The sequence below is a fragment of the Pseudomonas sp. WT-JTC genome (genome assembly GCF_056711565.1).
In genome coordinates this window covers 3895444-3921834 of record NZ_CM160042.1, presented here as the reverse complement: position 1 = coordinate 3921834, position 26391 = coordinate 3895444, and the positions used below count along the sequence as shown (strand labels likewise).

Here is a 26391-nt window from a genome sequence, read left to right as displayed (position 1 = left end):
CTCATTATTTTGATTATGGTGTGGCAACTACACGCACGCGTAAAGCTTCAGGGAAAGGGTTCGGGGCTGGCTGGCGAAACCGGCAGATTGGCCGCTTGCCAGGCGTCCAGGCCATCGCGATACCAATACAAGGTTTTATAGCCCATGATGGCTGCGCGTTTGACCGCGTTCCAGCTCAACCAGCAGTCGGAGCGGCAATAGAAGACCAGCGGTTGCGTCGGGTCGCCGCCCGTCAGTGACTTCAGGTTGCGGGAAAAGTAATCCTGCCAGGCGGGCGTCAGGTCGCCGTCACCGGTATTGGCCAGCCAGTGGCTGCCGGGCAGGTTTTCATGGGGCTGGTCTTCGATGAATTGCCCTTGCAGCCACTGACGGCGGTAGACGTCGATCAGCACCGGGCGCGGGTTTTGGCTGAGCAGCGTCTGCAGGGCGCGGGTGTCGACGATGGTTGCACCTTGCAACTGCTCGGGCGTCGGGCTGCGGTACAGGCCAATGCGATAGCCGTCGGCAGAGAACAGCGCGGTATCGGCCTGCGCAGTACTCAGCAACAGGCTCAGCGACAGGGCGGCGAGAGCAGGGCGCAACAGGCGACGTCGGGCACGCGGCATGGGTTCGGTCCTTATAGTTATGGACCTATTACATGCCAGTCGGGGGACGTTGGGAATGCGACGATAGACAGGGAAACCAGTACTAAAGTAGTAATTTCACCCTGCTCAATGAAGATCCCCCTGTGGGAGCGGGCTTGCTCGCGAAAGCGTTGTGTCAGTCAACTTATTTATTGAATTTGCCGCCGCCTTCGCGAGCAAGCCCGCTCCCACAGTTGACCTGTGTAGTCAGTTGGTTTTGCGCAGGGCGGCGTGCTGGGGGTTGAAGGTCAGCACAGCGAGCAGCGTGAACAGCAGCGTTAGCCCCACGCACACCGCCAGCGCCAGCGGATTGAAGCGCTCGTACAAGGCAAAGCGCACCAGCTCCACCGCATGGCTGAACGGGTTCAGGGTGCACAACCAGTACAACCACTCGCTGGCCTCGCGCATCTTCCACAGCGGATACAGCGCCGATGACAGGAAAAACAGCGGGAAGATCACGAAATTCATCACCCCGGCAAAGTTCTCCAGCTGGCGGATCGCGTTCGACAGCAACAGGCCCAGTGCGCTGAGCATCAACGCCACCAGCAGCAGGGCCGGCAACGCCATCAACAGACCCAAGGCGGGTGGCCGCACGCCGTAAATCCAGGCAATCGCCAGAAACGCATACACCTGCAACAGCGAAATCAGTGACGTGGCCAGCAGCTTGCTGCACAGCACGAAGGTGCGCGGCAGAGGGCTGGTCAACAGCACGCGCATGCTGCCCATCTCGCGGTCGTAGACCATCGACAGTGACCCCTGCATGCCGTTGAACAGCAGGATCATGCAGGCCAACCCGGGAATGATGTAGACCTCATAGGGAATGTAGGTGTCGTAGGGCTCGATGATGGCGATTCCGAGCGCTGCGCGAAAACCGGCCGCGAATACCAGCAGCCACAGCAGTGGCCGTACCAGGGCGCTGAGAAACCGCGTGCGTTGCAGCACGAAGCGCAGCCATTCGCGTAGCACGATGCCGCTGAAGCATTGCCAGTAAGCTGTCATTGCATGGCTCCTGTGGTCGTCAGGCGGGTGAATGCCGAACCGAGGTCGCCGCCGTGTTCCAGGCTCAGGGCAGCCGCCTGTCCGCTGGCCACCAGCCGGCCTTGATGGAGTATCAGCAAGTCGTCACTGGGCTGCACTTCGTCGAGCAGGTGAGTGGTCCAGAGCACGCTGATGCGCTCCTCGCGACACAGGCTGCGCAGGTGCTGATTGAGCGCCAGGCGACTTGCCGGGTCGAGGCCGGCACTGGCTTCATCGAGCAGCAACAGGCACGGCTCATGCAGCAGGGCGCGGGCAATTTCAACCCGCCGACGATGGCCGCCGTTGAGTTCACGCACCCGCTCGCGGCGGCGCTCGGTCAGGGCCTGGCGGGCCAGTTCGGCGTCGACCCGAAGACCGGTCTGGCGCCGGGACAGGCCATGCAATGCCGCGTGATAACGCAGGTTTTGCTCGACGCTGAGGTCCAGGTCCAGCGTGCTTTGCTGGAACACTACGCCCAATTGCCTGAGTGCCGGGCGTGCCGCGCTGCGCAATGAACAGCCCCCGACGCGGATCTCGCCTTGCTGCAGATCATAGAGCCGGGTCAGCAGGGCAATCAGGGTCGACTTGCCCGCGCCGTTGGGCCCCAGCAACGCGGCGAAACGCCCGGGTTGCAGGTTGAAACTCACCTTGCGCAAGGCCTCTCGAGTGCCGTAGGCAAAGCTCAGGTCACTGACTTCAAGGGCGTTCATGGCGTCACCACCACGCCCCAGGGATAGCGCCCGACCTTCACCGACTTGCTGACCTTGAGGCTGTCGACATCGATCACCGAGACATCGCCGCTGACGCCGTTGGTGGCCAGCAATTGCTTCTGGTCCGGGGTGAACGCCATCTGCCAGACCCGTCGGCCCACCAGCACGTAATCAATAATCTCGAAGGTTCTGGCGTCGACCACCGCGACGTGATTGGCCGGGCCGAGGGCGACGAAAGCGTATTTTCCATCGGCGCTGAGCTTGATGCCCACCGGTTGCACCTTGTCCGGGTGCACGCCCTTGATCTGGAAGTTCAGGGTCTTGAGGACGTTGCGGCTGGCCACGTCGAGAATGGTCACGGTGCCGCCGATTTCCGCCGAGGCCCAGAGCTTCGCGCCATCCGGGGAGAACTCGACGAAGCGCGGGCGCTGATCCACCAGGGTGCTGTCGGCCAGGGTCTGGGTGCTGGTGTCGATCCAGTGCAGCATGTTGGTGGTTTCGCTGGTATTGACCGCCCACTTGCCGTCAGGGCTCACCGCCATGCCTTCGGGTTCGACGCCGACGTTGATCTGGCCGAGGACCTTGGAGGTTTCGGTGTCGATCACCGTGACCAGTGCATCGTCTTCGTTGGAGACATACAACCAGCGATTGTTCGGGTGCAGGGCGAATTGTTCAGGGTCTTTGCCCGAGGGCAATTCCTTGATGATCTTGCGCGTGGCCACGTCCATCACCTGGACCCGGTCCGAGTCGCTGGCGCAGATGTACAACAGCTTGTTGTCATGGGACAGCAGCAGGCCGCGGGGGCGCTGGCCGACGGGCAGGGTGTCGGTGACTTGCAGGGTCTGCATGTCGATCAGGCTCAGGCTGTTGTCCTTTTCGTTGGAGACCCAGGCCGTGCTGGCGACGGCTTGGCCAGCGGCGAGCAGCAGGATGCATGAAAGCAGGGTGCGGCGCATGGCAGTGTCCTTGTTGTAGTTGTTGTGTTCAGGGAAAGCGGCAGCTCACCTCGGATTTGTCGTAACCCAGACTATCCATCTCGTTGAACGGGTGCAGAAAGCCGTCCTGGGGTGACGTGCTGACCAGCGCCCGGGGCTGGACAATGGGAATCGGCTGGCGCAACTGGCCGTTCCACGGCCGATAGCTGAGCTTGCGGCCCTTGAAACCGTCGAGCGGCAACTGGTCGCTGATTTCAAGCGCACGGATCGCCATCGGCTCGGCCTGGCGCTGTTTGCTCACGGCGCTGGCGATACTGCGCACGGCAATCCATGCGGCGAAATCGCGGTCGTTCATCCAGCGTCCGGCCAGGGCTTCGAAGCGTTTTTGCAGTTGCGCGGCGCCGTAGGTTTCCACGGTCTTGTGCCAGCCTACCGGGGTCAGGCCCTGGGTGCCGGCGACCGGACGCGGGTACCAGGTCTGGTAGGGCACGTATTCACCGAAGTCACCGCGTTCATCGGCCACCAGTACCACGTCGTACTCGGCGGTCTGGGTGAACAGCGGCATATCCGCCTGGGCACTGCGCCGCTGGTCGTTATCAAAGCTCCAGGGTTTTTCCGCCACCAGTTGCAGGCCGAAGCGCCTGGCGGCGCGGCGCAGGGCGGCGGCGTAGGCTTGATCGTCCGCCGTCGGGCCGACTATCAGCAGCGCGCGCTGCCATTTGCGCAGCACCAGAAACTGTACCAGCGCGTCGGCGAGCATCGCCCGGCTCGGCAAGGTGTGCAGCACGTTCGGCAGGCAATCGGTGGTGCGCAGGTTGTCGTCCGGGCTGCCGGCGTTGAACAGCAGGCTGTCGGGCAGTGCGGCACTGAGCTGCTGCAGGCTGGCTGCAGGTGCGTTCACCACAAACAGGCGCAGACCCTGTTCGTGCTGGGCCTTCGCCGCTTCGAGCAAGGCTTCGGGGCTGTCGACGCTGGCGCTGGTCAGGCTGTAGCCGTGATTGAGAAAACGCCCGGTGCTGTTGCTGTCGGTGATCGCCAGTTCGGCGCCGCGCAGGCCGGCATCGGTGGGTTCGGGAATGACGTTCGACAGCAGCGGGCCAGGGTCGGGGCGATAACCCAGGTAGCCGATGCGCACCTGCAAGGGCGCATCGGCGGCCTGGCTCTGGGTGGCCAGGCCGGCGGCGCAGGCAATCGCCAGCAGATAGATCAGGGCATAAGGGGCAAGCTGGCGCATAAGGCTCTCCATCACCGGTAGCGCCAGCATAGGAAGCCTGTGGTGACGTGAAAATATGCAGAAAGTACCGAAGGGCCAGTACCAAGGTAGTAGCCCGCCACGTTCGGCGCGGTTCTAGCATGGGCAATCACGGCCATTGATCTGGAGGGGATTGACCATGCGTATCGTCAAAACGCTGCTCCTGCCGTTTCTGCTGATCCTGACCCTGATCGGCGTCGACCGGCTCCACGGCCCGCGTCCGGCGTCCACCGATCGCCTTACGACCAAGGGAGTAGGTGGCGACCACCAAAGCAGCATGGGGTCTGTGCGCAGGGCTTTCTAAGATGACCGCCATAGCCTCTGACAAGAGGTTTTGCGTGCAATCCTGAGGGCAGAACAATGACAACAAAACGCAACGCCTTGCTCGTCACCGGGCTGCTGGCCGGTCTTATCAGCGCAGGTTCCGTGTGGGCCCACGGCAACGTGGTACCCCAGGCCGTGGAAACCAAGGGACTGACGCCAGTCAAGGACGCCGGTGTGCAACTCGATGCCGACGGCTGGGCTGCGGTAAACCCTTATCGCACCGCCCCGGAACATGACAAGGCAGTGGAAATCGGCGCCTCGGCCTATACCCAGAACTGCGCGGCCTGTCATGGTCTGGAAGCCAAGTCCGGTGGTATCGCCCCCGACTTGCGCATGCTCGATGTCGGTGAGTCGGGCGATGAATGGTTCGCCGAACGGGTACGCCATGGCGCGGTGCGCGACGGTCGGGTGTACATGCCGAAGATGGCCGACTACCTGAGCCAGGAAGCTCTGTGGGCGGTGCGCACTTATCTGGACACTGTGCACGTCGAGGAGTGACCCATGCGCCTGCTCGCGGTGTTGCTCGGCGCTCTGTGGCTGTGTTGCCAGCCGGCGCAGGCGCAGGTTCGCAACTACGACGAAATGATCGCCGCCGGGGAGCTGAAGGTGGCGGTCTACAAGGACTTCGCCCCCTACAGTTTTGAACGCGCCGGAAAGCCCCAGGGGGTCGATGTCGAGCTCGCCGAGGCCCTGGCCAAGGCGCTCGGCGTGCGCCTGACGCTGATCTGGGCTCCGGCCGGGGAAAAGCTCGATGACGACCTGCGCGACTACATCTGGCGTGCCAGTGCCTTGCACAATCAGCAACTGGCCGACCTGATGATGCGCGTGCCCTACGACCATGACTATGCGCAGAAGCGTAATGAGTTAGGCGAACTGGAAAACGGCCATGTGGTGATGTTCGGTCCGTACCAGAACGAACAATGGCAGGTGGCCTATGACCGTCGGCGGCTGGACAAGGTCGCCAGCGTCGCGGTGTTCGAGCAACACCCGATTGGCGTCGAAGTCGACAGCGTGCCGTCGTTCTACCTGACCTCGGTGTTCAACGGCATGCTCGCCGGCAAGACTCATCACTATCCCGGCGTGCCCCAGGCGTTTGCCGCGATGAAGGCGGGTGAGGTCGACGCGGTGATGGCCATGCGCGGCGAGATCGACTGGCAAGTGCATGAAGCGGCCGACCCGCAAGTGGCACTGGCAGAAAATGCCTACCCGAACATGGGCAAGCAGCTTTGGGAAATCGGCATGGCGGTTCACGAAAGCAACCGTCAACTGGCCTATGCCGTGGAGGAGGCGCTCGAAGGCTTGATCCGCGAGGGCTCGGTGAAGGCCATCTACGACCATTACGGCCTGCGTTACGACGTGCCCGAGATGTATCAATAGGAGCTGGCGATGAAATGGCGAGGGAGTTGTCTGTTGGCCTGCTGGTTAAGCCTGGCGGCCCAGGCCGCCGATATCGATCCCGGCAAGGATCCGGTGCCATCGGTGATGTGGACGTTCTATCACAAGCAGTTTCTTGGCAATGCGCCGTTCGTTTTCGATGATCGGGTCAAGTTGCTGGCGCCGCCGTTTGCCGAAGATGCCCGGCAGGTGCCGCTGGAAATCGACGCCCGGGCGTTCAATGGCGAGGTGGTGAAAATCCTCGCCTGGGCAGAGCTGAACCCTTTGCCGAAAATCGTCGACTTCCAGCCGCTGGATTCCGTTTTACCCTGGCTGTCGTTGCGCATTCGCATCGAACAGGCCACACCCTTGCGCGCGGCGGTGTTGACCCGTGACGGCCTGTGGCACGTCGGTTCGACCCTGATCGACGCGGCGGGTGGCGGCTGCACCGCGCCGAGCGTGGTACGCAGCCAGTCGGGCTGGGAGGAGCACATCGGCGAAGTGTTCGGCGGCCGCTATCCCCGTGGCGAGTTCAGCCGTTTGCGTTTGCAGGTGGCCCATCCCATGGACAACGGCATGGTCAGCGGCATTCCGGAATTCTTCATCAACCATGCCGAGCTGCGCGACCGCAGCGACCAGGTGCTGGCCCGGCTGGAGTTGTTTCCCGCCGTCAGCGAAAACCCCAACCTGGCCTTCGACATCGAAGGGGCAGGGCAAACCAGCCTGTTTTTACGGGACAACAGCGGCAATGTGTTTGATGCATCAATTCCCTGACCATAAGGAGCGTGGCATGCGCTGGATACTGCTGATGGTGTTGTGCGTCAGTCTGCCGACCCTGGCCGACCTCGAGTACTCGCTCAAGCCCCGGCAGATCGCCCAGGACACCTGGTTGCTGGAAGGCAGCACGGATAATTTCGCCAAGGCCAACGGCGGCAACATCGTCAACACCGCGTTCATTGTCACCGAGCGTGGTGTGGTAGTGATCGACAGCGGGCCGTCGAAGCGTTACGGCGAAGCGCTGCGCAAGGCGATTGCCGCCACCACCGACAAGCCGGTGATCCAGGTGTTGCTGACTCACCATCACCCGGACCATGTGCTGGGCAATCAGGCCTTCACCGACGTGCCGATCGGTGCCTTGGCCGGCACCACCGGGCTGATGCACCAGCAAGGCGATGCCATGACCGAGAACCTGTATCGAATGGTCGGCGACTGGATGCGCGGCACTGAAATGGTATTGCCCACCCAGGTGCTGACACCCGGCGTGAAAAGTTTTGGGAATCACGATTTGCGTCTGCTGAGCCTGGGTGGGCATACGGGCGCGGATCTGGCTATTCTCGACCAGCAAACCGGTGTGCTGTTTGCCGGGGACCTGGTGTTTTATCAACGGGCGCTGACCACGCCCAACAGTCCGGGGCTGTCACGGTGGCTGGCGGATATCGCGGCCCTGCAAGACTTGCCCTGGACGCTGGTCGTGCCGGGTCATGGACCGGTGGCAAGCGATCCACGACCCTTCGAGCAGATGCGCGATTACCTGACCTGGCTCGATCAGCTTATGCGCAACGGCGCCGCCAATGGCAGCGACATGGCCGAGATGATCCGCAGCCCCATCCCCGAACGTTTTGCCGGGATCAACCTGAGCCGATACGAACTGATTCGCAGCGTCAGCCATTTGTACCCGCGTTACGAGCGCGGGCAGATGACCCGGGTCGATTCCGCCAGCAAATAGTCGACCCAGATCCCCTGTAGGAGCGAGCCTGCTCGCGATGGACGTTAACGATAACGCGAGCTGCCTGGATGAACGCGGTGGTCTGACGTTTTTCGCGAGCAAGCTCGCTCCTACAGGGGGCGGTGTCGTTCACAAAATCGAGTGTCCATCTCACTCGACCCGCTACCAAGGAACTAGAAAACTCCACACTGCGGGCAATTGTTGCCAGGGCGGCGGCGCCCAAGAATCTGCACCAGACCGGGAAAATTTTCCGGGCATAACAAAAATTGCAGAGGAAGCCGTCATGACTCAACCCGCACGTCGCCAGCCCTTCGTCCTGAGCCTGCTGCTCAGTGCCATGCTGTTGTCCGGCCAGGCATTGGCCGGGGTTTCCGACCAGGACATTCTCCAGGACCCGAAGAATCCCGAGCAGGTCGTGACCAACGGCCTGGGTGTCCAGGGGCAGCGCTACAGCCCGCTGGACATTCTCAATGTCGACAACGTCAAGGAGCTGCGACCGGCATGGGCGTTTTCCTTCGGTGGTGAAAAACAGCGTGGTCAACAAGCGCAGCCGATGGTCAAGGACGGCGTGATGTACATGACCGGTTCCTACTCGCGGGTGTTCGCCGTGGATGCGCGCACCGGCAAGAAGCTCTGGCAATACGATGCGCGCCTGCCGGATGACATACGCCCCTGCTGCGACGTGATCAACCGTGGCGTCGCGCTGTATGGCGACCTGGTGATCTTCGGCACCCTCGACGCCAAGCTCGTGGCACTGAACAAGGACACCGGCAAGGTGGTCTGGAGCAAGAAAGTCGCCGACCACAAGGAAGGCTACTCGATCAGCGCCGCGCCGTTGGTGATCAACGGCAAACTGATTACCGGCGTGGCCGGAGGCGAGTTCGGCGTGGTGGGCAAGATCGAGGCCTACGACCCGAAAAACGGTGACCTGCTGTGGACCCGGCCGACGGTCGAAGGCCATATGGGCTACGTCTACAAGGACGGCAAAGCGGTGGAAAACGGCATCTCCGGTGGCGAGGCGGGCAAGACCTGGCCGGGCGATCTCTGGAAAACTGGCGGCGCGGCCCCTTGGCTTGGCGGCTATTACGACCCGGAAACCAACCTGCTGCTGTTCGGTACCGGTAACCCGGCACCGTGGAACTCGCACCTGCGCCCTGGCGACAACCTCTACTCTTCATCGCGCCTGGCACTCAATCCAGACGACGGCACCATCAAGTGGCACTTCCAGAGCACGCCCCACGACGGTTGGGACTACGACGGCGTGAACGAGCTGGTGTCGTTCAATTACAGCGAAGGCGGTAAAGAGATCAAGGCGGCGGCCACTGCCGACCGTAACGGTTTCTTCTACGTGCTGGATCGTACCAACGGCAAATTCATCCGTGGTTTCCCGTTCGTGGACAAGATCACCTGGGCCACCGGCCTGGATAAAACCGGCCGGCCGATCTACAACGAAGCCAGCCGTCCCGGTGCCCCGGGCTCCGAAGCCAAGGGCAGTTCGGTCTTCGTGGCGCCGGCGTTCCTCGGCGCGAAAAACTGGATGCCGATGGCTTACAACCAAGACACCGGGCTGTTCTATGTACCGTCCAACGAATGGGGCATGGACATCTGGAACGAAGGCATCGCCTACAAGAAAGGCGCGGCGTTCCTCGGCGCCGGATTCACCATCAAGCCATTGAACGAAGACTACATCGGCGTGTTGCGGGCCATCGATCCGAAAACCGGCAAGGAAGTGTGGCGCCACAAGAACTACGCGCCGCTATGGGGCGGGGTGCTGACCACCAAGGGCAACCTGGTGTTCACCGGTACGCCTGAAGGATTCCTGCAGGCGTTCAACGCCAAGACGGGCGAGAAGGTCTGGGAGTTCCAGACCGGTTCCGGTGTGCTCGGTTCGCCCGTGACCTGGGAAATGGACGGCGAACAGTATGTCTCGGTGCTCTCCGGCTGGGGCGGCGCCGTACCGTTGTGGGGTGGCGAAGTGGCCAAGCGGGTGAAGGACTTCAACCAGGGCGGCATGCTCTGGACCTTCAAGCTGCCCAAGGACCTGGTAGCCAAACACTGATCCACCACAAACCTGTAGGAGCGAGCTCGCTCGCGATGAACCCGAGAACGCCGTGGGGTGTCAGGCTTCCAGCGTTATCGTTGACGACCATCGCGAGCAAGCTCGCTCCTACAGGGGGCGGTGCAGAATCTACGACCAAATAACGAGAGCCCCTCCTGCCAACGATGCATTCGTCTGGCACGCGGGGCTCTCTAGTATCGGCTCATCGCCTGTCAGCACGACAGGCTCCGACCCAGACAGAGGCCCATCATGATCTACGCACAACCCGGAACCCCAGGTGCCGTCATTACCTTCAAGCCGCGCTACGGCAACTTCATCGGTGGCGAGTTCGTTGCCCCGATCAATGGCGAGTACTTCACCAACACCTCACCGGTCAACGGCGAAGTAATTGCCGAATTCCCGCGCTCCAGCGCCGCCGACATCGACAAGGCCCTCGACGCTGCCCATGCCGCTGCCGACGCCTGGGGCAAGACCTCGGCCCAGGACCGCTCCCTGGTGCTGCTGAAAATCGCTGATCGCATCGAGCAGAACCTTGAGGTGCTGGCCGTCACCGAAACCTGGGACAACGGCAAGGCCGTGCGCGAAACCCTCAACGCCGACGTGCCGCTGGCGGCCGACCACTTCCGTTACTTCGCAGGCTGCATCCGCGCCCAGGAAGGCGGCGCCGCCGAGATCAACGAGCTGACCACGGCCTATCACTTCCATGAGCCGCTGGGCGTGGTCGGGCAGATCATTCCCTGGAACTTCCCGCTGCTGATGGCCGCCTGGAAACTCGCCCCGGCCCTGGCTGCGGGCAACTGCATCGTGCTCAAGCCTGCCGAGCAGACGCCGCTGTCGATCATGGTCTTCGCTGAGCTCATCGCCGACCTGCTGCCGGCGGGCGTACTGAACATCGTCCAGGGCTTCGGTCGCGAAGCCGGCGAAGCCCTGGCCACCAGCAAGCGCATCGCCAAGATCGCGTTCACCGGTTCGACCCCGGTGGGCGCGCACATCATGCATTGCGCCGCCGAGAACATCATTCCCAGCACCGTCGAACTGGGCGGCAAGTCGCCGAACATCTTCTTCGAAGACATCATGAGCGCGGAACCTGCGTTCATCGAAAAAGCCGCCGAAGGCCTGGTGCTGGCGTTCTTCAACCAGGGCGAAGTCTGCACCTGCCCGTCCCGGGCGCTGGTGCAGGAGTCGATCTACGAGCCGTTCATGGCCGAGGTGATGAAGAAGATCGTCAAGATCAAGCGCGGCAACCCGCTGGACACCGAAACCATGGTCGGTGCCCAGGCTTCCGAGCAGCAATACGACAAGATCCTCTCGTACCTGAGCATTGCCCAGGAGGAGGGCGCCGAACTGCTCACCGGTGGCGCGGCCGAACGCCTGGAGGGCGACCTGTCCAGTGGTTATTACATCCAGCCGACGCTGCTCAAGGGGCACAACAAGATGCGTGTGTTCCAGGAAGAAATCTTCGGCCCGGTGGTGGGTGTTACCACCTTCAAGGACGAAGCTGAAGCCTTGGCCATCGCCAACGACAGCGAGTTCGGCCTCGGCGCCGGCCTGTGGACCCGCGACATCAACCGCGCCTACCGCATGGGCCGGGCGATCAAGGCCGGGCGCGTGTGGACCAACTGCTACCACCTGTACCCGGCGCACGCGGCGTTTGGTGGCTACAAGAAGTCCGGCGTCGGTCGGGAAAACCACAAGATGATGCTCGACCACTATCAGCAGACCAAAAACCTGCTGGTGAGCTACGACATCAATCCGCTGGGGTTCTTCTGATTTCGCACTGATGGCAAGCACTCTGTAGGAGCGAGCTTGCTCGCGATGATCCCGAGAACGCCACGGGGCACCAGGCTTCCCGCGTTATCGTTGACGACCATCGCGAGCAAGCTCGCTCCTACAGTATTTGTGTGTACATGACGATCGCACACCCCCTACCAAATCACCCCCGAAACTCCTTCGAAAGTAGCATTCGGGCACTCGACGCCCCGTGCATTAATGGCATTACCGGAATCACCCGGGCACAAGAAGAGGAATGACCCATGTGGACTAAACCCGCGTTTACCGATCTGCGCATTGGCTTCGAAGTGACGATGTATTTCGCCAACCGTTGATTGATCACCCGGCCAGCCGAAGCGTTGGCCGGGCCTGCCTTGTGGAGCATCTGCCATGTACATTCGCGTTCTTGGTTCCGCAGCCGGCGGTGGCTTCCCACAGTGGAACTGCAATTGCCGCCAGTGCGCCGGTGTGCGCAATGGCAGCCTCCAGGCACAGCGCCGTACGCAGTCGTCGATTGCCCTGAGTGACGACGGTGTGGCGTGGGTGCTGTGCAACGCTTCACCGGACATTCGCGCGCAATTCGAGAGTTTTGCGCCCTTGCAACCGGCGCGGCGACTGCGTGACAGCGCCATCGCCGGCATCGTGCTGCTGGACAGCCAGATCGACCATTGCACCGGTTTGCTCAGTCTGCGCGAAGGCTGTCCGCATGCGGTGTGGTGCACTGAGCGCGTGCATCAGGACCTGAGCAGTGGTTTCCCTTTGTTCGAGGTGCTTGGGCACTGGAACGGCGGATTGCAATGGCAACCGGTCGGTCTCGATCGCCAGCCGTTCGGCATCCCGGCCTGCGAGCATTTGCAATTTCGTGCGATTCCCCTGGTGAGCAACGCGCCACCGTATTCGCCCAATCGCGGCAACCCGCAACCGGGCGACACCATTGGCCTGTTCATTGAAGACCTGCGCAACGGCGCCTCGCTGTTCTATGCACCGGGCCTTGGGCAAATCGACGATGAAGTGCTGGGCTGGATGCAGCGTGCCGATTGCCTGCTGCTGGACGGCACGCTGTGGCGTGACGATGAGATGCGTCTTTGTGAAGTCGGCCAGAGCCTGGGCAGCGAAATGGGGCACCTCGCACAAAGCGGCCCCGGCGGGATGCTTGAAGTGCTGGAGGGTTTCAACCGCCAGCGCAAGGTGCTGATCCACATCAACAACACCAATCCGATCCTTGATGAAAACTCGACCGAGCGGGCGTTGCTGGAGCGGCGGGGGATCGAAGTGGCTTATGACGGCATGGGTATTGAGTTGTAGTCGACGGCCTCTTCGCGAGCAAGCCCGCTCCCACAATGGATCTGTTTCGATCAAAAAATTGTGTTCAACCCTGACCCCTGTGGGAGCGGGCTTGCTCGCGAAGAGGCCAGACCAGACACCGCAGCGCTTCCAGGAGTACCCCAATGACCGAGACCCCGATGTCCCCCAAAGAATTCGAAGCCGCCCTGCGTGCCAAGGGCGCCTACTACCATATCCATCACCCGTTCCACCAGGCCATGTACGCCGGCCGCGCCAGCCGCGAGCAGATCCAGGGCTGGGTCGCCAATCGTTTCTATTACCAGGTCAACATTCCGCTGAAAGACGCCGCGATCCTGGCCAACTGCCCGGACCGCGACGTGCGCCGGGAATGGCTGCAACGGATTCTCGACCACGACGGTGTCCCCGGCAGCGAGGGCGGTATCGAAGCCTGGCTGCGCCTGGGCGAAGCCGTGGGGCTGGATCGCGAGCGGATTCTGTCCCAGGAGCTGGTGTTGCCCGGGGTGCGATTTGCGGTGGATGCCTACGTCAACTTCGCCCGTCGCGCCTGCTGGCAGGAAGCGGCCAGCAGTTCGCTGACCGAACTCTTTGCCCCGCAGATCCATCAATCGCGACTCGACGCCTGGCCCACCCATTACCCGTGGATCGACGTCGCAGGCTACGACTATTTCCGCACGCGCCTGAGCCAGGCGCGGCGCGATGTCGAGCATGGCTTGCGCATCACCCTGGCGCACTACGTGACGGCCGAGGGGCAACGACGCATGCTGGAGATTCTGCAATTCAAGCTCGACGTGCTGTGGAGCATGCTCGATGCCATGAGCATGGCCTACGAGCTGGAGCGTCCGCCGTACCATACGGTCACCGGCGATAACGTCTGGCACCGGGGGATCGCCCTGTGAGCCTGATCAATCGCCAGCAGTCACCGGCCTTGCGTCGCGGTTTTCGCCTGCAATGGGAGCCCCGTCAGGCCTGCCATGTGCTGCTGTACCCCGAAGGCATGATCAAGCTCAACAGCAGTGCCGGACAGATTCTCGACCTGGTGGATGGCCAGCGCAGCGTGGCGGCGATCATTGATCGATTGAGCGCGAATTTCCCCGGCGTACCGGGGATCGACGAAGACGTGCTGGCGTTTCTGGAGGTGGCCCATGCGCAATTCTGGATCGAGTAAGGCGCTGCCCGGACCGCCGTTGTGGCTGCTCGCCGAGTTGACTTACCGCTGCCCGCTGCAATGCCCGTACTGTTCCAATCCATTGGATTTTGCCCGGCACGGCGAGGAACTGAGCACGGAAGAATGGATCCGCGTGTTCCGCGACGCACGGGACATGGGCGCCGCGCAATTGGGCTTTTCCGGTGGCGAGCCGCTGGTACGCCAGGACCTCGCCGAACTGATCAAGGCCGCGCGGGACATGGGCTACTACACCAACCTGATCACCTCCGGCATCGGCCTGACCGAGCAGAAGGTGTGCGACTTCAAGGTGGCCGGGCTGGACCATATCCAGATCAGTTTCCAGGCCGCCGACGAAGCGGTGAACAACATGCTGGCCGGCTCGCGCAAGGCCTTCGCCCAGAAACTCGCGATGGCCAGGGCGGTGAAAGCCCAGGGCTATCCGATGGTGCTGAACTTCGTCACCCATCGGCACAATATCGACCGGATCGCGCAGATCATCGAGTTGTGCCTGGAACTGGACGCGGACTTTGTAGAACTCGCCACATGCCAGTTCTATGGCTGGGCTGAACTCAATCGCGTCGGCTTGCTGCCGACCCGCGAACAACTGCAACGGGCCGAGCGCATCACCAACGAGTATCGCCAGCGGCTTGAGGTACAGGGTCACCCGTGCAAGCTGATCTTCGTCACCCCCGACTACTACGAAGAGCGTCCCAAGACCTGCATGAACGGCTGGGCCAACCTGTTTCTCGACATCACCCCCGATGGCACGGCATTGCCTTGCCACAGCGCCCGGCAATTGCCGGTACAGTTTCCCAACGTGCGCGAACACAGCATCGAGCACATCTGGAACGACTCGTTCGGCTTCAACCGTTTTCGCGGCGATGACTGGATGAAGGAGCCGTGCCGCTCCTGCGACGAAAAGCACAAGGACCTGGGGGGCTGCCGGTGCCAGGCCTTCATGCTCACCGGTGACGCCACCAATGCCGACCCGGTGTGCAGCAAGTCCGCGCACCACGGCGTGATCCTCAAGGCCCGCGAAGAAGCCGAGGCACCGGGGTTGGGCATGGAACACCTGACGTTGCGCAATGAGAAGACGTCGCGGCTGATCTACCGCGGATGAGTCAGGCCACACAGATCCCCTGTGGGAGCGGGCTTGCTCGCGAAGAGGCCCTGTCAGTCAATAGAGAGGGTGACTGACACTCCGCTTTCGCGAGCAAGCCCGCTCCCACAGGGATCTGCGGTGAATCCAAAATCAGTGCTACCCATTGGTCTGATTGCATTCGCAGCTGGATGGTTTAGTGTGGCTTTTACCTTCCAAAACAATAAAAACAGGCTTTCCAATGAGCCAGAGTCTCAACCAGCTGCGTAAATTCGTTTCGCCTGAAATCATCTTCGGTGCCGGTAGCCGGCACAATGTCGGCAACTATGCCAAGACCTTTGGCGCGCGCAAGGTCCTGGTGGTCAGCGATCCCGGCGTGATTGCCGCCGGCTGGGTCGCCGATGTCGAAGCCAGCCTGCAGGCGCTGGGCATCGAATACTGCCTTTACAGCGATGTTTCGCCCAACCCGCGGGTCGAAGAGGTGATGCGCGGCGCCGAACTGTACCGGGAAAACCACTGCGACGTGATCGTCGCCGTCGGTGGCGGCAGCCCGATGGACTGCGGCAAGGGCATCGGCATCGTCGTCGCCCATGGCCGCAGCATTCTCGAATTCGAGGGCGTGGACACCATCCGCGTGCCCAGCCCGCCGCTGATCCTGATTCCGACCACTGCCGGCACCTCGGCCGACGTCTCGCAATTCGTGATCATTTCCAACCAGCAGGAACGCATGAAGTTCTCCATCGTCAGCAAGGCGGTGGTGCCGGACGTTTCGCTGATCGACCCGGAAACCACCCTGAGCATGGACCCGTTCCTGTCGGCCTGTACTGGCATCGACGCGTTGGTGCATGCCATCGAAGCGTTCGTGTCCACCGGCCATGGGCCGCTGACCGACCCTCACGCGTTGGAGGCGATGCGCCTGATCAATGGCAACCTGGTGCAAATGATCGCCAACCCGACCGACATCGCCCTGCGCGAGAAGATCATGCTCGGCAGCATGCAGGCCGGGCTGGCATTTTCCAACGCAATCCTCGGTGCCGTGCATGCCATGTCCCACAGCCTCGGCGGCTTTCTCGACCTGCCCCACGGCCTGTGCAACGCGGTGCTCGTCGAACACGTGGTGGCCTTCAATTACAACTCGGCACCGGAGCGCTTCAAAGTGATCGCCGAGACCTTCGGCATCGACTGCCGGGGCCTGAATCACCGGCAGATCTGCGGGCGTCTGGTGGAACACCTGATCGCGCTCAAGCATGCCATCGGCTTTCACGAAACCCTCGGTTTGCATGGCGTCAGGACCTCCGACATTCCGTTCCTGTCGCAACATGCCATGGACGATCCGTGCATCCTGACCAACCCGCGCGAATCCAGCCAGCGTGATGTCGAGGTCGTCTATGGCGAAGCCCTCTGACGAGCAACAACGGGCCCTGGCCGGGCTGCTGGGGTTAGGCAGCCATTCGGCCCGCAAGAGTCATTACCCGGAACTGGCTGCGCGCCTGGATGATCTGGAGGCCGAGCGTAATCGCTACAAGTGGCTGTTCGAAAATGCGGTGCACGGGATCTTCCAGGCCAGCCTGCACGATGGCATGCGCGCCGCCAACCCGGCGCTGGCACGCATGCTTGGCTACCAGGACCCGCAGGAGGTGCTGTTCTCCCTGACCGACCTGGCCGGCGCCCTGTTTGTCGACGGTGCGCAGGAGCTGGAAAACATCGTCGAGATCCTCAGACACCAGCGCAGCCTGCACGGCTATGAAACCCGCTTGCGCCGCAAGGACGGCAGTTACCTCGATGTGTTGATGAACCTGCTGCTCAAACCCGGCCAGGAAGGGCTGGTGGAGGGGTTCGTTTCCGATATCACCGAGCGTAAACAGGCCCAGCAACGCCTGCAGCAACTCAATGACGAACTGGAACTGCGCGTCGTCGCACGCACCAATGAACTGCTCGAAGCCAACCGCAACCTTCAGCAGCAGATCATCCAGCGTAAACAGATCGCCGAGGCCTTGCGCGACGCCCGCGATGCCGCCGAGGCCGCCAATCACAGCAAGGACAAATACCTCGCCGCCGCCAGCCACGACCTGCTGCAACCGCTGAATGCCGCACGGTTGCTGATTTCGACCTTGCGCGAACGCAAGTTGCCGGAAACCGAACAGGTGCTGGTGGAACGCACTCACCAGGCCCTGGAAGGGGCCGAAGACCTGTTGACGGATCTGCTCGACATTTCCCGGCTCGATCAGGCTGCGGTCAAGCCGGACATCGCGCCATACCGTCTCGACGAACTGCTCGGGCCGCTGGTCTCGGAGTTTCAGTCCGTCGCGCAGGCGGCCGGCTTGAACCTGCGGGTGCGCATGGCCGATTACGCCATCAGCACCGACTTGCGCCTGATGACGCGGATCCTGCGTAATTTCCTCAGCAATGCCTGCCGCTACACCGATGAAGGCAGCATCCTGCTGGGGGCAAGGCGTCGAGGCGAGATGTTGCGCCTGGAGGTCTGGGACACCGGGCGTGGCATCGCCGCTGACCGGCTCGATTCGATCTTCCTCGAGTTCAACCAGCTGGACGTCGGCCGCGCCGCCGATCGCAAGGGCGTGGGCCTGGGGCTGGCGATTGTCGAGCGCATCGCCAAGATCCTCGGCTATAAAGTTGGCGTGTACTCGTTGCCGGGGCGTGGGTCGATGTTCAGCATCGAGGTGCCGATATCCCGCGAGGTTCCGTTACCCGTGAGCCAGACGGTGCCACAGCCGGGCACCGGCAACCCGCTGCCGGGCCGCCGTCTGCTGGTGATCGACAACGAAGTGAGCATTCTCGAAAGCATGAGCGCGTTGCTCGGGCAGTGGGGCTGCGACGTTCTGACCGCCACCGATGAAGCGTCTGCGCTGGCGGCATTACGCGGGCAGGCGCCGGAGCTGATTCTCGCGGACTATCATCTCGATCACGCGGTGGTCGGCTGTGATGTGGTGCGACATTTGCGCGAGCATTTCCACCAGAACATTCCCGCGGTGATTATTACTGCCGACCGCACCGACCATTGTCGGCGTGCGTTACAGCGGCTCAACGCACCGTTGCTGAACAAGCCGGTGAAGCCCGGCAAGTTGCGAGCGGTGTTGAGTCAACTGTTGGGGGCATCTGCCTGAAGCGGCCGATACTGCAGGGTGAACCCCAGCTCGGTGGATTGCCCCTGTTCCAGTAAACGCAACCCCGGTCGACCGGGCACGTGGTGCGCGTTGACCGGGTGGCTCACCGGTTCGATGCAGAAAAAATCCAGGCCAACCGGGCAATAAAGCAGGTAGTAATCGCTACCGATGGCCCGGCATTGCAGTTCATAACCAAGGTCGGGCTGGCGGATCAGGCAATGGCCGTCCCATTCGCAGAAGCCGTTGTCTACCAGCGCTTCTGGCAATGACTTGAGTTGCTGAAAATCCCACTCGACCGGCAACGCGCTGAGTTCTGTCGGCAGTTTTTCCCCGTCGCACAACCACACTTGCCGGGCCCGTGCCTGTAGTCGGGTGTTCGGTGTCCGCGGCAGGTACGGATGCAGTCCCAAGCCATACCACGCAGGGTTTTCAGCCAGGTGCGTGACCTGCAGTTCGATGCTCAGCTTGCCCGCGCTCAAATGCAAACGTTGCCGGGCGCGATAGGCGAAAGGCGTTGCGCTGTCGAGTTGCAGGATCACTTCATCTTCAGATTGGGCAACCACGTCCCACGGCTGCTGCCAGGCGCTGCCGTGAATCGGCAGGGGATCGGTGAGGCTGTTGGGCGTCAGGGCCAGCCAGCCGTCGGGGCAATCGAATCCACCTTCGGCGATGCGATTGGACCAGGGGATCAGGGGAAAGCAGCCAAGTTTGCCGGGCAATCCCGTGTTCAGGGCATCGGCGTCACTGTGGCGCAACAAGGGTTGCCCGGTGCTGCGGACAGTCCAGTTGACGATGCTGGCGCCGAGTTCCGGGGCGAGGGTGAGGTGGGTGAGTTCGTCTTTGAGTTCGAGAAGCGTGGGCATCATGGTCATCACTGGTGGAAATCGATGGAGGGGCGTTTCATGCCTGCCGGGGTCAACTTTCAGATTTGGAATACCTACCCTGTAGGAGCGAGCTCGCTCGCGATGGTCGTCAACGATAACGCTGGAATCCTGATACCCCTCGGCGTTGTCGGGTTCATCGCGAGCGAGCTCGCTCCTACAGGGGATGGGGCGGTCAGCTGGAAATCATTGGCGGCAGGGTGCCCAGCAGTGAAACGGCCGCCACTGCGCCAAGCCCCAGCATCCACTCCAGCATCACACTGGTGCGCAGTGTTTGCAGACGCTGCTCGCAATCATTGATCCGCAAGCGATTGAACAACGCCAGGCCCAGCATCGCCGTCACCAGCAACGCCTTGATCAACAGGATCAAGGCGAACCCGGTGAGCAGCGGCGTTGGCCAGAATGCCCCGGTGAGTACCCGCACATTGATCAGCCCGGTGATCAGCAGCCCGGCGACCAACCCGTAGCCGACGCCGCTGAAGCGCTGCAACATCGCGCGGATCGAATGCCCCTCAGGCTGTCGCAGAATCATCACCAGCAACATCAAGCCGCCGAGCCAGGCACCCACGCACATCAGGTGAATGAGCTGATTGAGTATCAACAATTGCCCGGCGGTGCCGTCGAGCATGGCGCCGTGACCGACCGGGGCCAGCGTGGCCACCAGCAGACCGCTGAGGATCAGACGCGGCGCAAGGCTGGCGCTTAGCGGTGTCAGCAACACCACCAGCAACGCGATGTTAATCAGCAGATGCCAGCGCCAGACCTGACCGAAAAAGGTACTGCCCAGCACCAGGTGCAGGGTCGGCGGATCGAAGGCTGCGTCCCAGGCCCCGGCCATGCTTGCGGTAACCAGCAACAACCAACACACCCCGCTGCCCAGCGCCACTGCGGCCAGCCAATGGGAGGTCCGTGCCAGCCGCTGATCCAGTGCGGTTTCGCCATTTGCCAGCAACGGCCTGAACACCCAGCTTCCGAACAGCATCAACACCACGATGAAATGCAGGAAGCGGCACAGCACCAGCGCGCTCGCCATGAATTACTGGCCAACCTTGAAGGCGTAGGCACCTTCGCTTTTGTGAGTGTCGACCGACACGGCGTGCCATTCGACCTTGTAGGCTCCGGCGGTTAGCGGCGCGGCCGGGGTGACGATCAGGGTCTTCTTGTCGCTGCCTTCGGTGGTCAGCGCTTTGACCGCCACCGGTGCGCCATCCCTGGTCAGCGTGACTTTGGTGAAACTGGCCTCGACACCCTCGGAGAACTCCAGGCGCAACTCCGTTGGCGCGGTCACGGTGCTGTTGGCGGCCGGTGTCTGGCTTTTCAGGTGCGCATGGGCAAACACCGAAGAAGCGGCGAGCAGCGAGCCGAGCAGGGCTGCGACGGTCAGGGTTTTCTTGAGCAGCATCGTGAGTTCCTCAGGCAATTTCCAGGTGCACAGAGTTTAGCGTTACGACAGCGGCTGTACGAAGTTTCGTTTTCCCCTGTCGCCGCGGTCCAGAGCGGATGCTAGTCTTGTTCAACGTTGTTGTCGGGGACCCGCATGGGCAATCACAAGATCGAGATTCGTCGCAGTAACGTCGAAAAGATTCTGCTGGGGGCGGAAAAAGTCTTCGCTGAAAAGGGCTTCGGCAGCACCGCCATGGCCGATATCGCCGCCGAAGTGCAACTGCCGCGTTCCAACCTGCATTACTACTTCAGCACCAAGACCGAACTGTACAGCGCGGTGCTGTTCGATTTGCTGGAGGTCTGGAAGCAGGACGCCCTGTGCTTCGAGATGTTCGATGACCCGCGTGTGGTGCTCAGCAGCTACATCCGCGCCAAGATGAACCATTCCCGCAGCCGGCCTTATGGTTCGAAAGTCTGGGCCAACGAAATCATCCATGGCGCGCCGACCCTCGGCGCAGCGCTGGACGCGAGCCTGTACGACTGGGCCAAGATGAAGGAAGCGAAAATCCGCCAGTGGGTGGATGACAAACGCATCCTGCCGGTGGAGCCGTCGAGCCTGCTGTACATGATCTGGGCCTCGACCCAGCACTACGCCGACTTCGATCACCAAGTGAATATCCTCAACGACCATCAGCCGCTGTCGGACATGCAATTTGAAAAAGCAGTGCAGACGGTGACCAGTGTGATTTTGCGGGGGATTGGGCTGGAGCCTTGAGGCCCGAGATTTGTGGTGTTGCTGCTGGCCTCATCGCGGGCAAGCCCGCTCCCACAGTGACCCATGTCGTACGCAAGTGTTGTGTACACCAGAGATACCTGTGGGAGCGAGCTTGCTCGCGATGGCGTCCGTACAGGCGCCGCTGAACTCAAACTGTGACGTGATACGGATTCCTCGGATCATGATTCCAGTCCAGGAACGGCTTGCCAGTCTCCACCGGCACCATCTCGATGCAGTCCTGTACCGGGCAGGTGATCTGGCACAGGTTGCAGCCCACGCATTCCTCATCGATCACTTGATACTTGTGGGTGCCATCTGCCTGCTTGAGGCTGGCCACAGCCTGGTGCGAGGTGTCCTCACAGGCGATATGGCAACGACCACAGCCAATGCACGCCTCCTGATCGATCTTCGCGATCACCTGGTAGTTGATGTCCAGGTACTTCCAGTCCGTGGTATTGCCCACCGCGCGGCCGGAAAACTCCGAGATGCTGGCGTAGCCCTGACTGTCCATCCAGCGGGACAAACCGTCCTTCATGTCTTCGACAATCCGGAAGCCATGCAGCATCGCCGCCGTGCACACCTGCACCGCGCCGCTGCCCAGCGCGATGAATTCCGCCGCGTCGCGCCAATTGCCGATGCCGCCGATGCCGCTGATGGGCAGGCCTTGGGTCTGCGGATCACGGGCGATTTCGGCGACCATGTTCAAGGCAATCGGCTTGACCGCCGAGCCACAGTAACCGCCGTGGGTACTTTGGCCACCGACCATGGGGTTGGCGACCATGCGTTCGAGGTTGACGCTGGTGATCGAGTTGATGGTGTTGATCAGCGACACCGCATCGGCGCCGCCACGGTGGGCCGCGCGGGCGGCGACACGGATGTCGGTGATGTTCGGCGTGAGCTTGACGATCACCGGCAAAGAGCAATACGTCTTGCACCAGCGGGTGACCTGTTCCACGTATTCCGGCACCTGGCCGACTGCCGCGCCCATGCCCCGTTCCGGCATGCCGTGGGGGCAACCGAAATTCAGTTCGATGCCGTCGGCACCGGTGGCTTCCACCAGCGGCAGGATGTTTTTCCAGGATTCTTCGACGCAGGGCACCATCAATGACACGATCAGCGCACGGTCCGGCCAGTCCTTCTTGACCTGGGTGATTTCCCGCAGGTTGATCTCCAGTGAGCGGTCGGTGATCAGCTCGATGTTGTTAAAACCGAGTACCTCCCTGTTAGCCCCGAAGTGCGCCGAGTAGCGCGACGACACGTTGACCGCCGCCGGGTCTTCACCCAGGGTTTTCCAGACTACGCCGCCCCAGCCCGCCTCGAAGGCGCGGACCACGTTGTAGGCTTTGTCGGTGGGTGGCGCGGAGGCCAGCCAGAACGGATTGGGCGCTTTGATGCCGGCGAAGACTATCGATAGATCGGCCATTTACGCAGCCTCCACGTTGAGCATCAGTTGAGCGTTGATCGCCTCGGCGGCGCGTTTGCCGTGTTGTACCGCTTGCACGGTAAGGTCTTGATCGAGGCTGGTGCAGTCGCCGCCGGCATACACGCCGGGGATGCTGGTGCGCAGCTGTTCATCCACTTCTATGCGCTCGCCCTGACGCTTGAGTTCACGAGCCAGCGGATCGGCGAGGGCGCGGCTGTCGAAGGCCTGGCCGATGGCTTTGAAGATCGCGTCGGCGGCCAGTTCGAAGGTTTCACCGGTGGTTTGCAAGCGACCTTCGACCAGATGGGTGCGGGCGAAACGCATGCCGCGCACGCGGCCGTGGTCATCGAGCAACACCTCTTCGGGCTGCGCCCAGGTCATCAGTCGTACCTGATTGGCCTTGGCAATGTCCTGTTCGTGATGGGTGGCACCCATGTCTTCGGTACCGCGCCGGTACACCAGGTTCACGTCACGGGCACCGAGACGGGCCATTTGCACAGCCATGTCGATGGCGGTGTTGCCGGCGCCGAGGACGATGCAATGGTCGGCCAGGGGCAGTTGGGTCAGGTCATCGGCCTGGCGCAGTTCGCGGATGTAGTCGGTGGCGGCGAGCAGGCCCGGCGCGTCTTCGTGGGCCAGCCCCAATTGTTTGCTGGCATTGAGTCCGAGGCCAAGGAACACCGCATCGAACTGTTGCTGCAGTTCGCTCAAGGTCAGGTTGTCCCCGAGCTTCTGTCCGTGGCGAATTTCGATCCCGCCGATTTCCAGCAGGAACTCAAGCTCCTGTTGCGCGTAGTCATCCACCAGTTTGTATTTGGCGATCCCGTACTCGTTGAGACCGCCAGCCTTTTCCCGTGCCTCGAAAATCACCACGTCGTGCCCGTGCATGGCACTGCGGTGGGCGCAGGACAGTCCGGCGGGACCGGCGCCAACCACGGCGATGCGTTTGCCGGTGGTGGCAGCGCGCTGGAACGGGTGGGCGCTGAAGTGGGCGTTGTCCACGGCGTAGCGTTGCAACAGGCCGATCATGACCGGCGCACACTCGTGGGCGTTATTGCGCACGCAGGCTTGCTGGCAAAGGATTTCCGTCGGGCACACCCGGGCGCAACTGCCGCCGAGGATGTTGGCCGAAAGGATCTTCTGTGCGGCGCCTTGCACATTGTCCTGCGCAATGTTGCGGATGAACGAGGGAATGTCGATTTCGCTCGGGCAGGCATTCACGCACGGCGCGTCGTAGCAATACAGGCAACGCGAGGCTTCCAGGTGAGCCTGGCGCTCGTTGAGCGGCGGCGCCAGATCGGTGAAGTGGCCGGCGAGGGTGGCTGCACTCTCGTAGGGATGCGGGAGATGACTCAGGGTCTTGATCACGGTTTTGGCCTCACGGTGATTTGAGGTGCTGCCTCTGATGGGCATTGTTTTTTTGTTGTCTGTGCGGGCCTCTTCGCGAGCAAGCCCGCTCCCACACTTGGAACGCGTTCCCCTGTGGGAGCGGGCTTGCTCGCGAAGGCCGAAGGCCTCGATTTCAGCGTTTCACAGGAGTTGGCTTGTGCTGCTCCGCCCGCTTGCTCAGCAAATCAAACACCGCCGGGTACGCCGGCCGTTCGATGTAGCGCCCGGCGCCGCGCTCGGCCCGCAGGTCGCCGTCGGCCCAGACCACGCGGCCCTGGCTGATGGTGTGGCTGGGCACGCCGCGCACGGTCTTGCCTTCGAAGATGTTGAAGTCCACCTGCTGATGGTGGGTCTTGGCGGAAATGGTCCGCGTGCCTTGCGGGTCCCACAGCACCAGGTCGGCATCGGCACCGACGCGGATCGCGCCTTTGCGTGGGTAGAGGTTGAAGATCTTCGCCGTGTTGGTGGACGTCAGCGCGACAAATTGCTGCATCGAGAAGCGTCCGGTGTTCACGCCTTCATCCCACAACACCGCCATGCGGTCTTCGATGCCGGCGGTGCCGTTGGGGATCTTGCTGAAGTCGTCGCGGCCAGCGGCTTTTTGCTCGGCGCAGAAGCAGCAGTGGTCGGTGGCGGTGGTGTGCAGGTTGCCCGATTGCAGACCATGCCAGAGTGCTTCCTGATGGCCGCGAGGGCGGAACGGCGGGCTCATCACATAACCGGCTGCGGTTTGCCAGTCCGGATCACGGTAGACGCTGTCGTCCAGCAGCAGGTGCCCGGCCAGCACTTCGCCGTAAACCGGCTGGCCCTTGCCCCGGGCGTAGGTGATTTCATCCAGGGCTTCCTTGGTCGAAACGTGAACCAGATACAGCGGCGTACCCAGGGTTTCGGCGATGCGGATCGCCCGGCTCGCGGCCTCGCCTTCAACCTGTGACGGCCGTGACAGCGGATGCGCTTCCGGCCCGGTAATGCCTTGGGCCATCAGTTTGCGTTGCAGGTGATAGACCAGTTCACCGTTTTCCGCATGAACGGTCGGCACCGCGCCCAGTTCCAGGCAGCGTTCGAAACTCGCCACCAGGGTGTCATCGGCGGCCATGATCGCGTTCTTGTAGGCCATGAAATGCTTGAAGCTGTTAACGCCATGCTGGCTGACCAGCTCGGCCATCTCCTCGCGGACTTGTTCGCTCCACCAGGTAATGGCGACGTGAAAGCCGTAGTCCGACGCTGACTTCTCGGCCCAGCCGCGCCACTGATGGAAGGCTTCGAGCAAGGATTGCTGCGGATTGGGAATCACGAAGTCGATGATCGACGTGGTGCCGCCGGCCAGTCCCGCCGCCGTGCCACTGTAAAAGTCTTCGCTGGCTACCGTGCCCATGAAGGGCAGTTGCATGTGGGTGTGCGGGTCGATGCCGCCGGGCATCAGGTATTGACCGCTGCCGTCGAGCACTTCGGCTCCTGGAGGAACATCGAGGTTTTCGCCGATGGCCTTGATCACGCCGTCTGCGCAATATACATCGGCGCGATAACTTTCATCATGGGTAATAACGGTGGCGCCACGGATCAACAGAGACATTCCGAGTTCCTCGCAGGCATTGACCGGCTTATGCCGGTTCTAGATGTTTTATATAAAAACAGCCCGCACAGAATGATTCCTGTCAGTGCTGTCAGGAATAAACGCTAGCTGCAGTTTCCCGAATCGGCAAGAATATTTTTTATAAGCTTATATTGATATTAACTAATTGATAAATAACGACAAAATGCTGGAATCACCAAAATGGTGAGGCTGCTCACCATTTTGACGCACTTGACAGGTTCGAAATATGGTCAAGATTTCTTACGTGAAATCAGCTGTTTGAGCAGGGTCTATGATCGATGCGCAGCCATTGAAAAAAGATCAATGCACCAGATTGAGTCCTGACTGTTCGGACAACTTGGTTGGCATTCGGCCTGAGTGGCAAGGCAAGTAACCGAGGACTGCATCGATGACCCAATAAAACTGATAAACATCAGTTGTTTACAAAGTGTTTATGGAACTGCCCGATGCGCAAACGGGGCA

26 protein-coding genes are annotated in these 26391 nt (G+C 61.8%); 15 read left to right on the top strand and 11 right to left on the bottom strand.

Annotated features, from left to right (window positions below; all coding sequences use genetic code 11):
* Positions 1-47: 47 nt before the first annotated feature.
* The 5 genes from AC06G5_RS17800 to AC06G5_RS17780 form a co-directional block, all read right to left on the bottom strand.
* Positions 48-605: a PQQ-dependent catabolism-associated CXXCW motif protein gene (locus tag AC06G5_RS17800; protein WP_413428768.1), complete on the bottom strand. Its 558-nt coding sequence runs from the start codon at positions 603-605 to the stop codon at positions 48-50.
* 225 nt (positions 606-830) lie between these two features.
* Positions 831-1622, bottom strand: a complete 792-nt coding sequence (locus AC06G5_RS17795) for an ABC transporter permease (RefSeq protein ID WP_413427953.1) — start codon at positions 1620-1622, stop codon at positions 831-833.
* Positions 1619-2350 carry an ABC transporter ATP-binding protein gene (locus AC06G5_RS17790; RefSeq protein WP_480457822.1) on the bottom strand — a complete coding sequence of 244 codons (732 nt, stop codon included), beginning with the start codon at positions 2348-2350 and terminating at the stop codon, positions 1619-1621. Before AC06G5_RS17790 ends, AC06G5_RS17795 begins: the two co-directional genes overlap by 4 nt.
* Entirely contained in the window at positions 2347-3306 is a 960-nt protein-coding gene (locus AC06G5_RS17785; RefSeq protein WP_480457820.1) for a YVTN family beta-propeller repeat protein, read from the bottom strand. Before AC06G5_RS17785 ends, AC06G5_RS17790 begins: the two co-directional genes overlap by 4 nt.
* Positions 3307-3334: 28 nt before the next feature.
* Complete coding sequence (locus AC06G5_RS17780; protein ID WP_413704613.1) at positions 3335-4519, bottom strand: ABC transporter substrate-binding protein; 1185 nt, start codon at positions 4517-4519, stop codon at positions 3335-3337.
* A 157-nt stretch (positions 4520-4676) separates the two neighbouring features.
* Here AC06G5_RS17780 and AC06G5_RS17775 point away from each other — a divergent pair, with 157 nt between their 5' ends.
* The 14 genes from AC06G5_RS17775 (at position 4677) to AC06G5_RS17710 (ending at position 18484) form a co-directional block, all read left to right on the top strand.
* The gene (locus tag AC06G5_RS17775; RefSeq protein ID WP_480459940.1) at positions 4677-4841 is read left to right on the top strand and encodes a hypothetical protein; all 165 of its coding nucleotides are present in this window, start codon (positions 4677-4679) and stop codon (positions 4839-4841) included.
* A gap of 56 nt (positions 4842-4897) precedes the next feature.
* Positions 4898-5359: a cytochrome c-550 PedF gene (gene pedF / locus AC06G5_RS17770; protein ID WP_008017475.1), complete on the top strand. Its 462-nt coding sequence runs from the start codon at positions 4898-4900 to the stop codon at positions 5357-5359.
* Positions 5360-5362: 3 nt separating this feature from the next.
* Entirely contained in the window at positions 5363-6238 is an 876-nt protein-coding gene (locus AC06G5_RS17765; RefSeq protein WP_480457817.1) for a substrate-binding periplasmic protein, read from the top strand.
* Between the two features lie 9 nt (positions 6239-6247).
* The gene (locus AC06G5_RS17760) at positions 6248-7009 is read left to right on the top strand and encodes a quinoprotein dehydrogenase-associated SoxYZ-like carrier (RefSeq protein ID WP_480457815.1); all 762 of its coding nucleotides are present in this window, start codon (positions 6248-6250) and stop codon (positions 7007-7009) included.
* A 16-nt stretch (positions 7010-7025) separates the two neighbouring features.
* The gene (locus AC06G5_RS17755) at positions 7026-7961 is read left to right on the top strand and encodes a quinoprotein relay system zinc metallohydrolase 1 (protein WP_413704616.1); all 936 of its coding nucleotides are present in this window, start codon (positions 7026-7028) and stop codon (positions 7959-7961) included.
* Positions 7962-8244: 283 nt separating this feature from the next.
* On the top strand, positions 8245-10020 hold the full coding sequence (locus AC06G5_RS17750) for a PQQ-dependent methanol/ethanol family dehydrogenase (RefSeq protein ID WP_008017481.1): 1776 nt from the start codon (positions 8245-8247) through the stop codon (positions 10018-10020).
* A 249-nt stretch (positions 10021-10269) separates the two neighbouring features.
* Positions 10270-11790: an acetaldehyde dehydrogenase ExaC gene (exaC, locus tag AC06G5_RS17745; protein WP_413427946.1), complete on the top strand. Its 1521-nt coding sequence runs from the start codon at positions 10270-10272 to the stop codon at positions 11788-11790.
* A 263-nt stretch (positions 11791-12053) separates the two neighbouring features.
* A complete protein-coding gene (pqqA, locus tag AC06G5_RS17740) occupies positions 12054-12125 on the top strand; it encodes a pyrroloquinoline quinone precursor peptide PqqA (protein ID WP_003253598.1) in 72 nt (23 codons plus the stop codon).
* 55 nt (positions 12126-12180) lie between these two features.
* The gene (gene pqqB / locus AC06G5_RS17735; RefSeq protein WP_413427945.1) at positions 12181-13095 is read left to right on the top strand and encodes a pyrroloquinoline quinone biosynthesis protein PqqB; all 915 of its coding nucleotides are present in this window, start codon (positions 12181-12183) and stop codon (positions 13093-13095) included.
* 143 nt (positions 13096-13238) lie between these two features.
* Positions 13239-13991 (top strand): pyrroloquinoline-quinone synthase PqqC, encoded by a 753-nt coding sequence (gene pqqC / locus AC06G5_RS17730; protein ID WP_413427944.1) that lies wholly within the window; start codon positions 13239-13241, stop codon positions 13989-13991.
* Positions 13988-14260, top strand: coding sequence for a pyrroloquinoline quinone biosynthesis peptide chaperone PqqD (gene pqqD, locus AC06G5_RS17725; protein WP_111288525.1), 273 nt, complete (start codon positions 13988-13990; stop codon positions 14258-14260). The genes pqqC and pqqD overlap by 4 nt, the downstream gene beginning before the upstream one ends.
* Positions 14238-15380 (top strand): pyrroloquinoline quinone biosynthesis protein PqqE, encoded by a 1143-nt coding sequence (gene pqqE, locus AC06G5_RS17720; RefSeq protein WP_480457810.1) that lies wholly within the window; start codon positions 14238-14240, stop codon positions 15378-15380. The genes pqqD and pqqE overlap by 23 nt, the downstream gene beginning before the upstream one ends.
* A 220-nt stretch (positions 15381-15600) precedes the next feature.
* On the top strand, positions 15601-16764 hold the full coding sequence (gene ercA / locus AC06G5_RS17715; protein WP_085718082.1) for an alcohol dehydrogenase-like regulatory protein ErcA: 1164 nt from the start codon (positions 15601-15603) through the stop codon (positions 16762-16764).
* The gene (locus AC06G5_RS17710; RefSeq protein ID WP_480457807.1) at positions 16748-18484 is read left to right on the top strand and encodes a PAS domain-containing hybrid sensor histidine kinase/response regulator; all 1737 of its coding nucleotides are present in this window, start codon (positions 16748-16750) and stop codon (positions 18482-18484) included. The genes ercA and AC06G5_RS17710 overlap by 17 nt, the downstream gene beginning before the upstream one ends.
* On the opposite strand, the gene AC06G5_RS17705 is transcribed toward AC06G5_RS17710, so the two are convergent.
* The 3 genes from AC06G5_RS17705 to copC form a co-directional block, all read right to left on the bottom strand.
* Positions 18460-19350 (bottom strand): aldose 1-epimerase, encoded by an 891-nt coding sequence (locus AC06G5_RS17705; protein ID WP_480457805.1) that lies wholly within the window; start codon positions 19348-19350, stop codon positions 18460-18462. The two genes, AC06G5_RS17710 and AC06G5_RS17705, sit on opposite strands and share 25 nt — an antisense overlap.
* Before the next feature lie 190 nt (positions 19351-19540).
* On the bottom strand, positions 19541-20398 hold the full coding sequence (gene copD / locus AC06G5_RS17700; protein ID WP_480457803.1) for a copper homeostasis membrane protein CopD: 858 nt from the start codon (positions 20396-20398) through the stop codon (positions 19541-19543).
* Positions 20399-20401: 3 nt separating this feature from the next.
* Positions 20402-20767, bottom strand: a complete 366-nt coding sequence (gene copC / locus AC06G5_RS17695; protein ID WP_413427939.1) for a copper homeostasis periplasmic binding protein CopC — start codon at positions 20765-20767, stop codon at positions 20402-20404.
* Between the two features lie 135 nt (positions 20768-20902).
* On the opposite strand from copC, the gene AC06G5_RS17690 reads away from it, so the two are divergent.
* Positions 20903-21523 carry a TetR/AcrR family transcriptional regulator gene (locus tag AC06G5_RS17690; RefSeq protein ID WP_008017494.1) on the top strand — a complete coding sequence of 207 codons (621 nt, stop codon included), beginning with the start codon at positions 20903-20905 and terminating at the stop codon, positions 21521-21523.
* 148 nt (positions 21524-21671) lie between these two features.
* Here AC06G5_RS17690 and preA read toward each other — a convergent pair whose 3' ends face one another.
* The 3 genes from preA to hydA form a co-directional block, all read right to left on the bottom strand.
* Positions 21672-22946 carry an NAD-dependent dihydropyrimidine dehydrogenase subunit PreA gene (preA, locus tag AC06G5_RS17685; RefSeq protein ID WP_480457800.1) on the bottom strand — a complete coding sequence of 425 codons (1275 nt, stop codon included), beginning with the start codon at positions 22944-22946 and terminating at the stop codon, positions 21672-21674.
* A complete protein-coding gene (locus AC06G5_RS17680; RefSeq protein WP_480457798.1) occupies positions 22947-24314 on the bottom strand; it encodes an NAD(P)-dependent oxidoreductase in 1368 nt (455 codons plus the stop codon).
* Between the two features lie 154 nt (positions 24315-24468).
* On the bottom strand, positions 24469-25908 hold the full coding sequence (gene hydA / locus AC06G5_RS17675) for a dihydropyrimidinase (RefSeq protein ID WP_413704621.1): 1440 nt from the start codon (positions 25906-25908) through the stop codon (positions 24469-24471).
* Between the last annotated feature and the right edge of the window lie 483 nt (positions 25909-26391).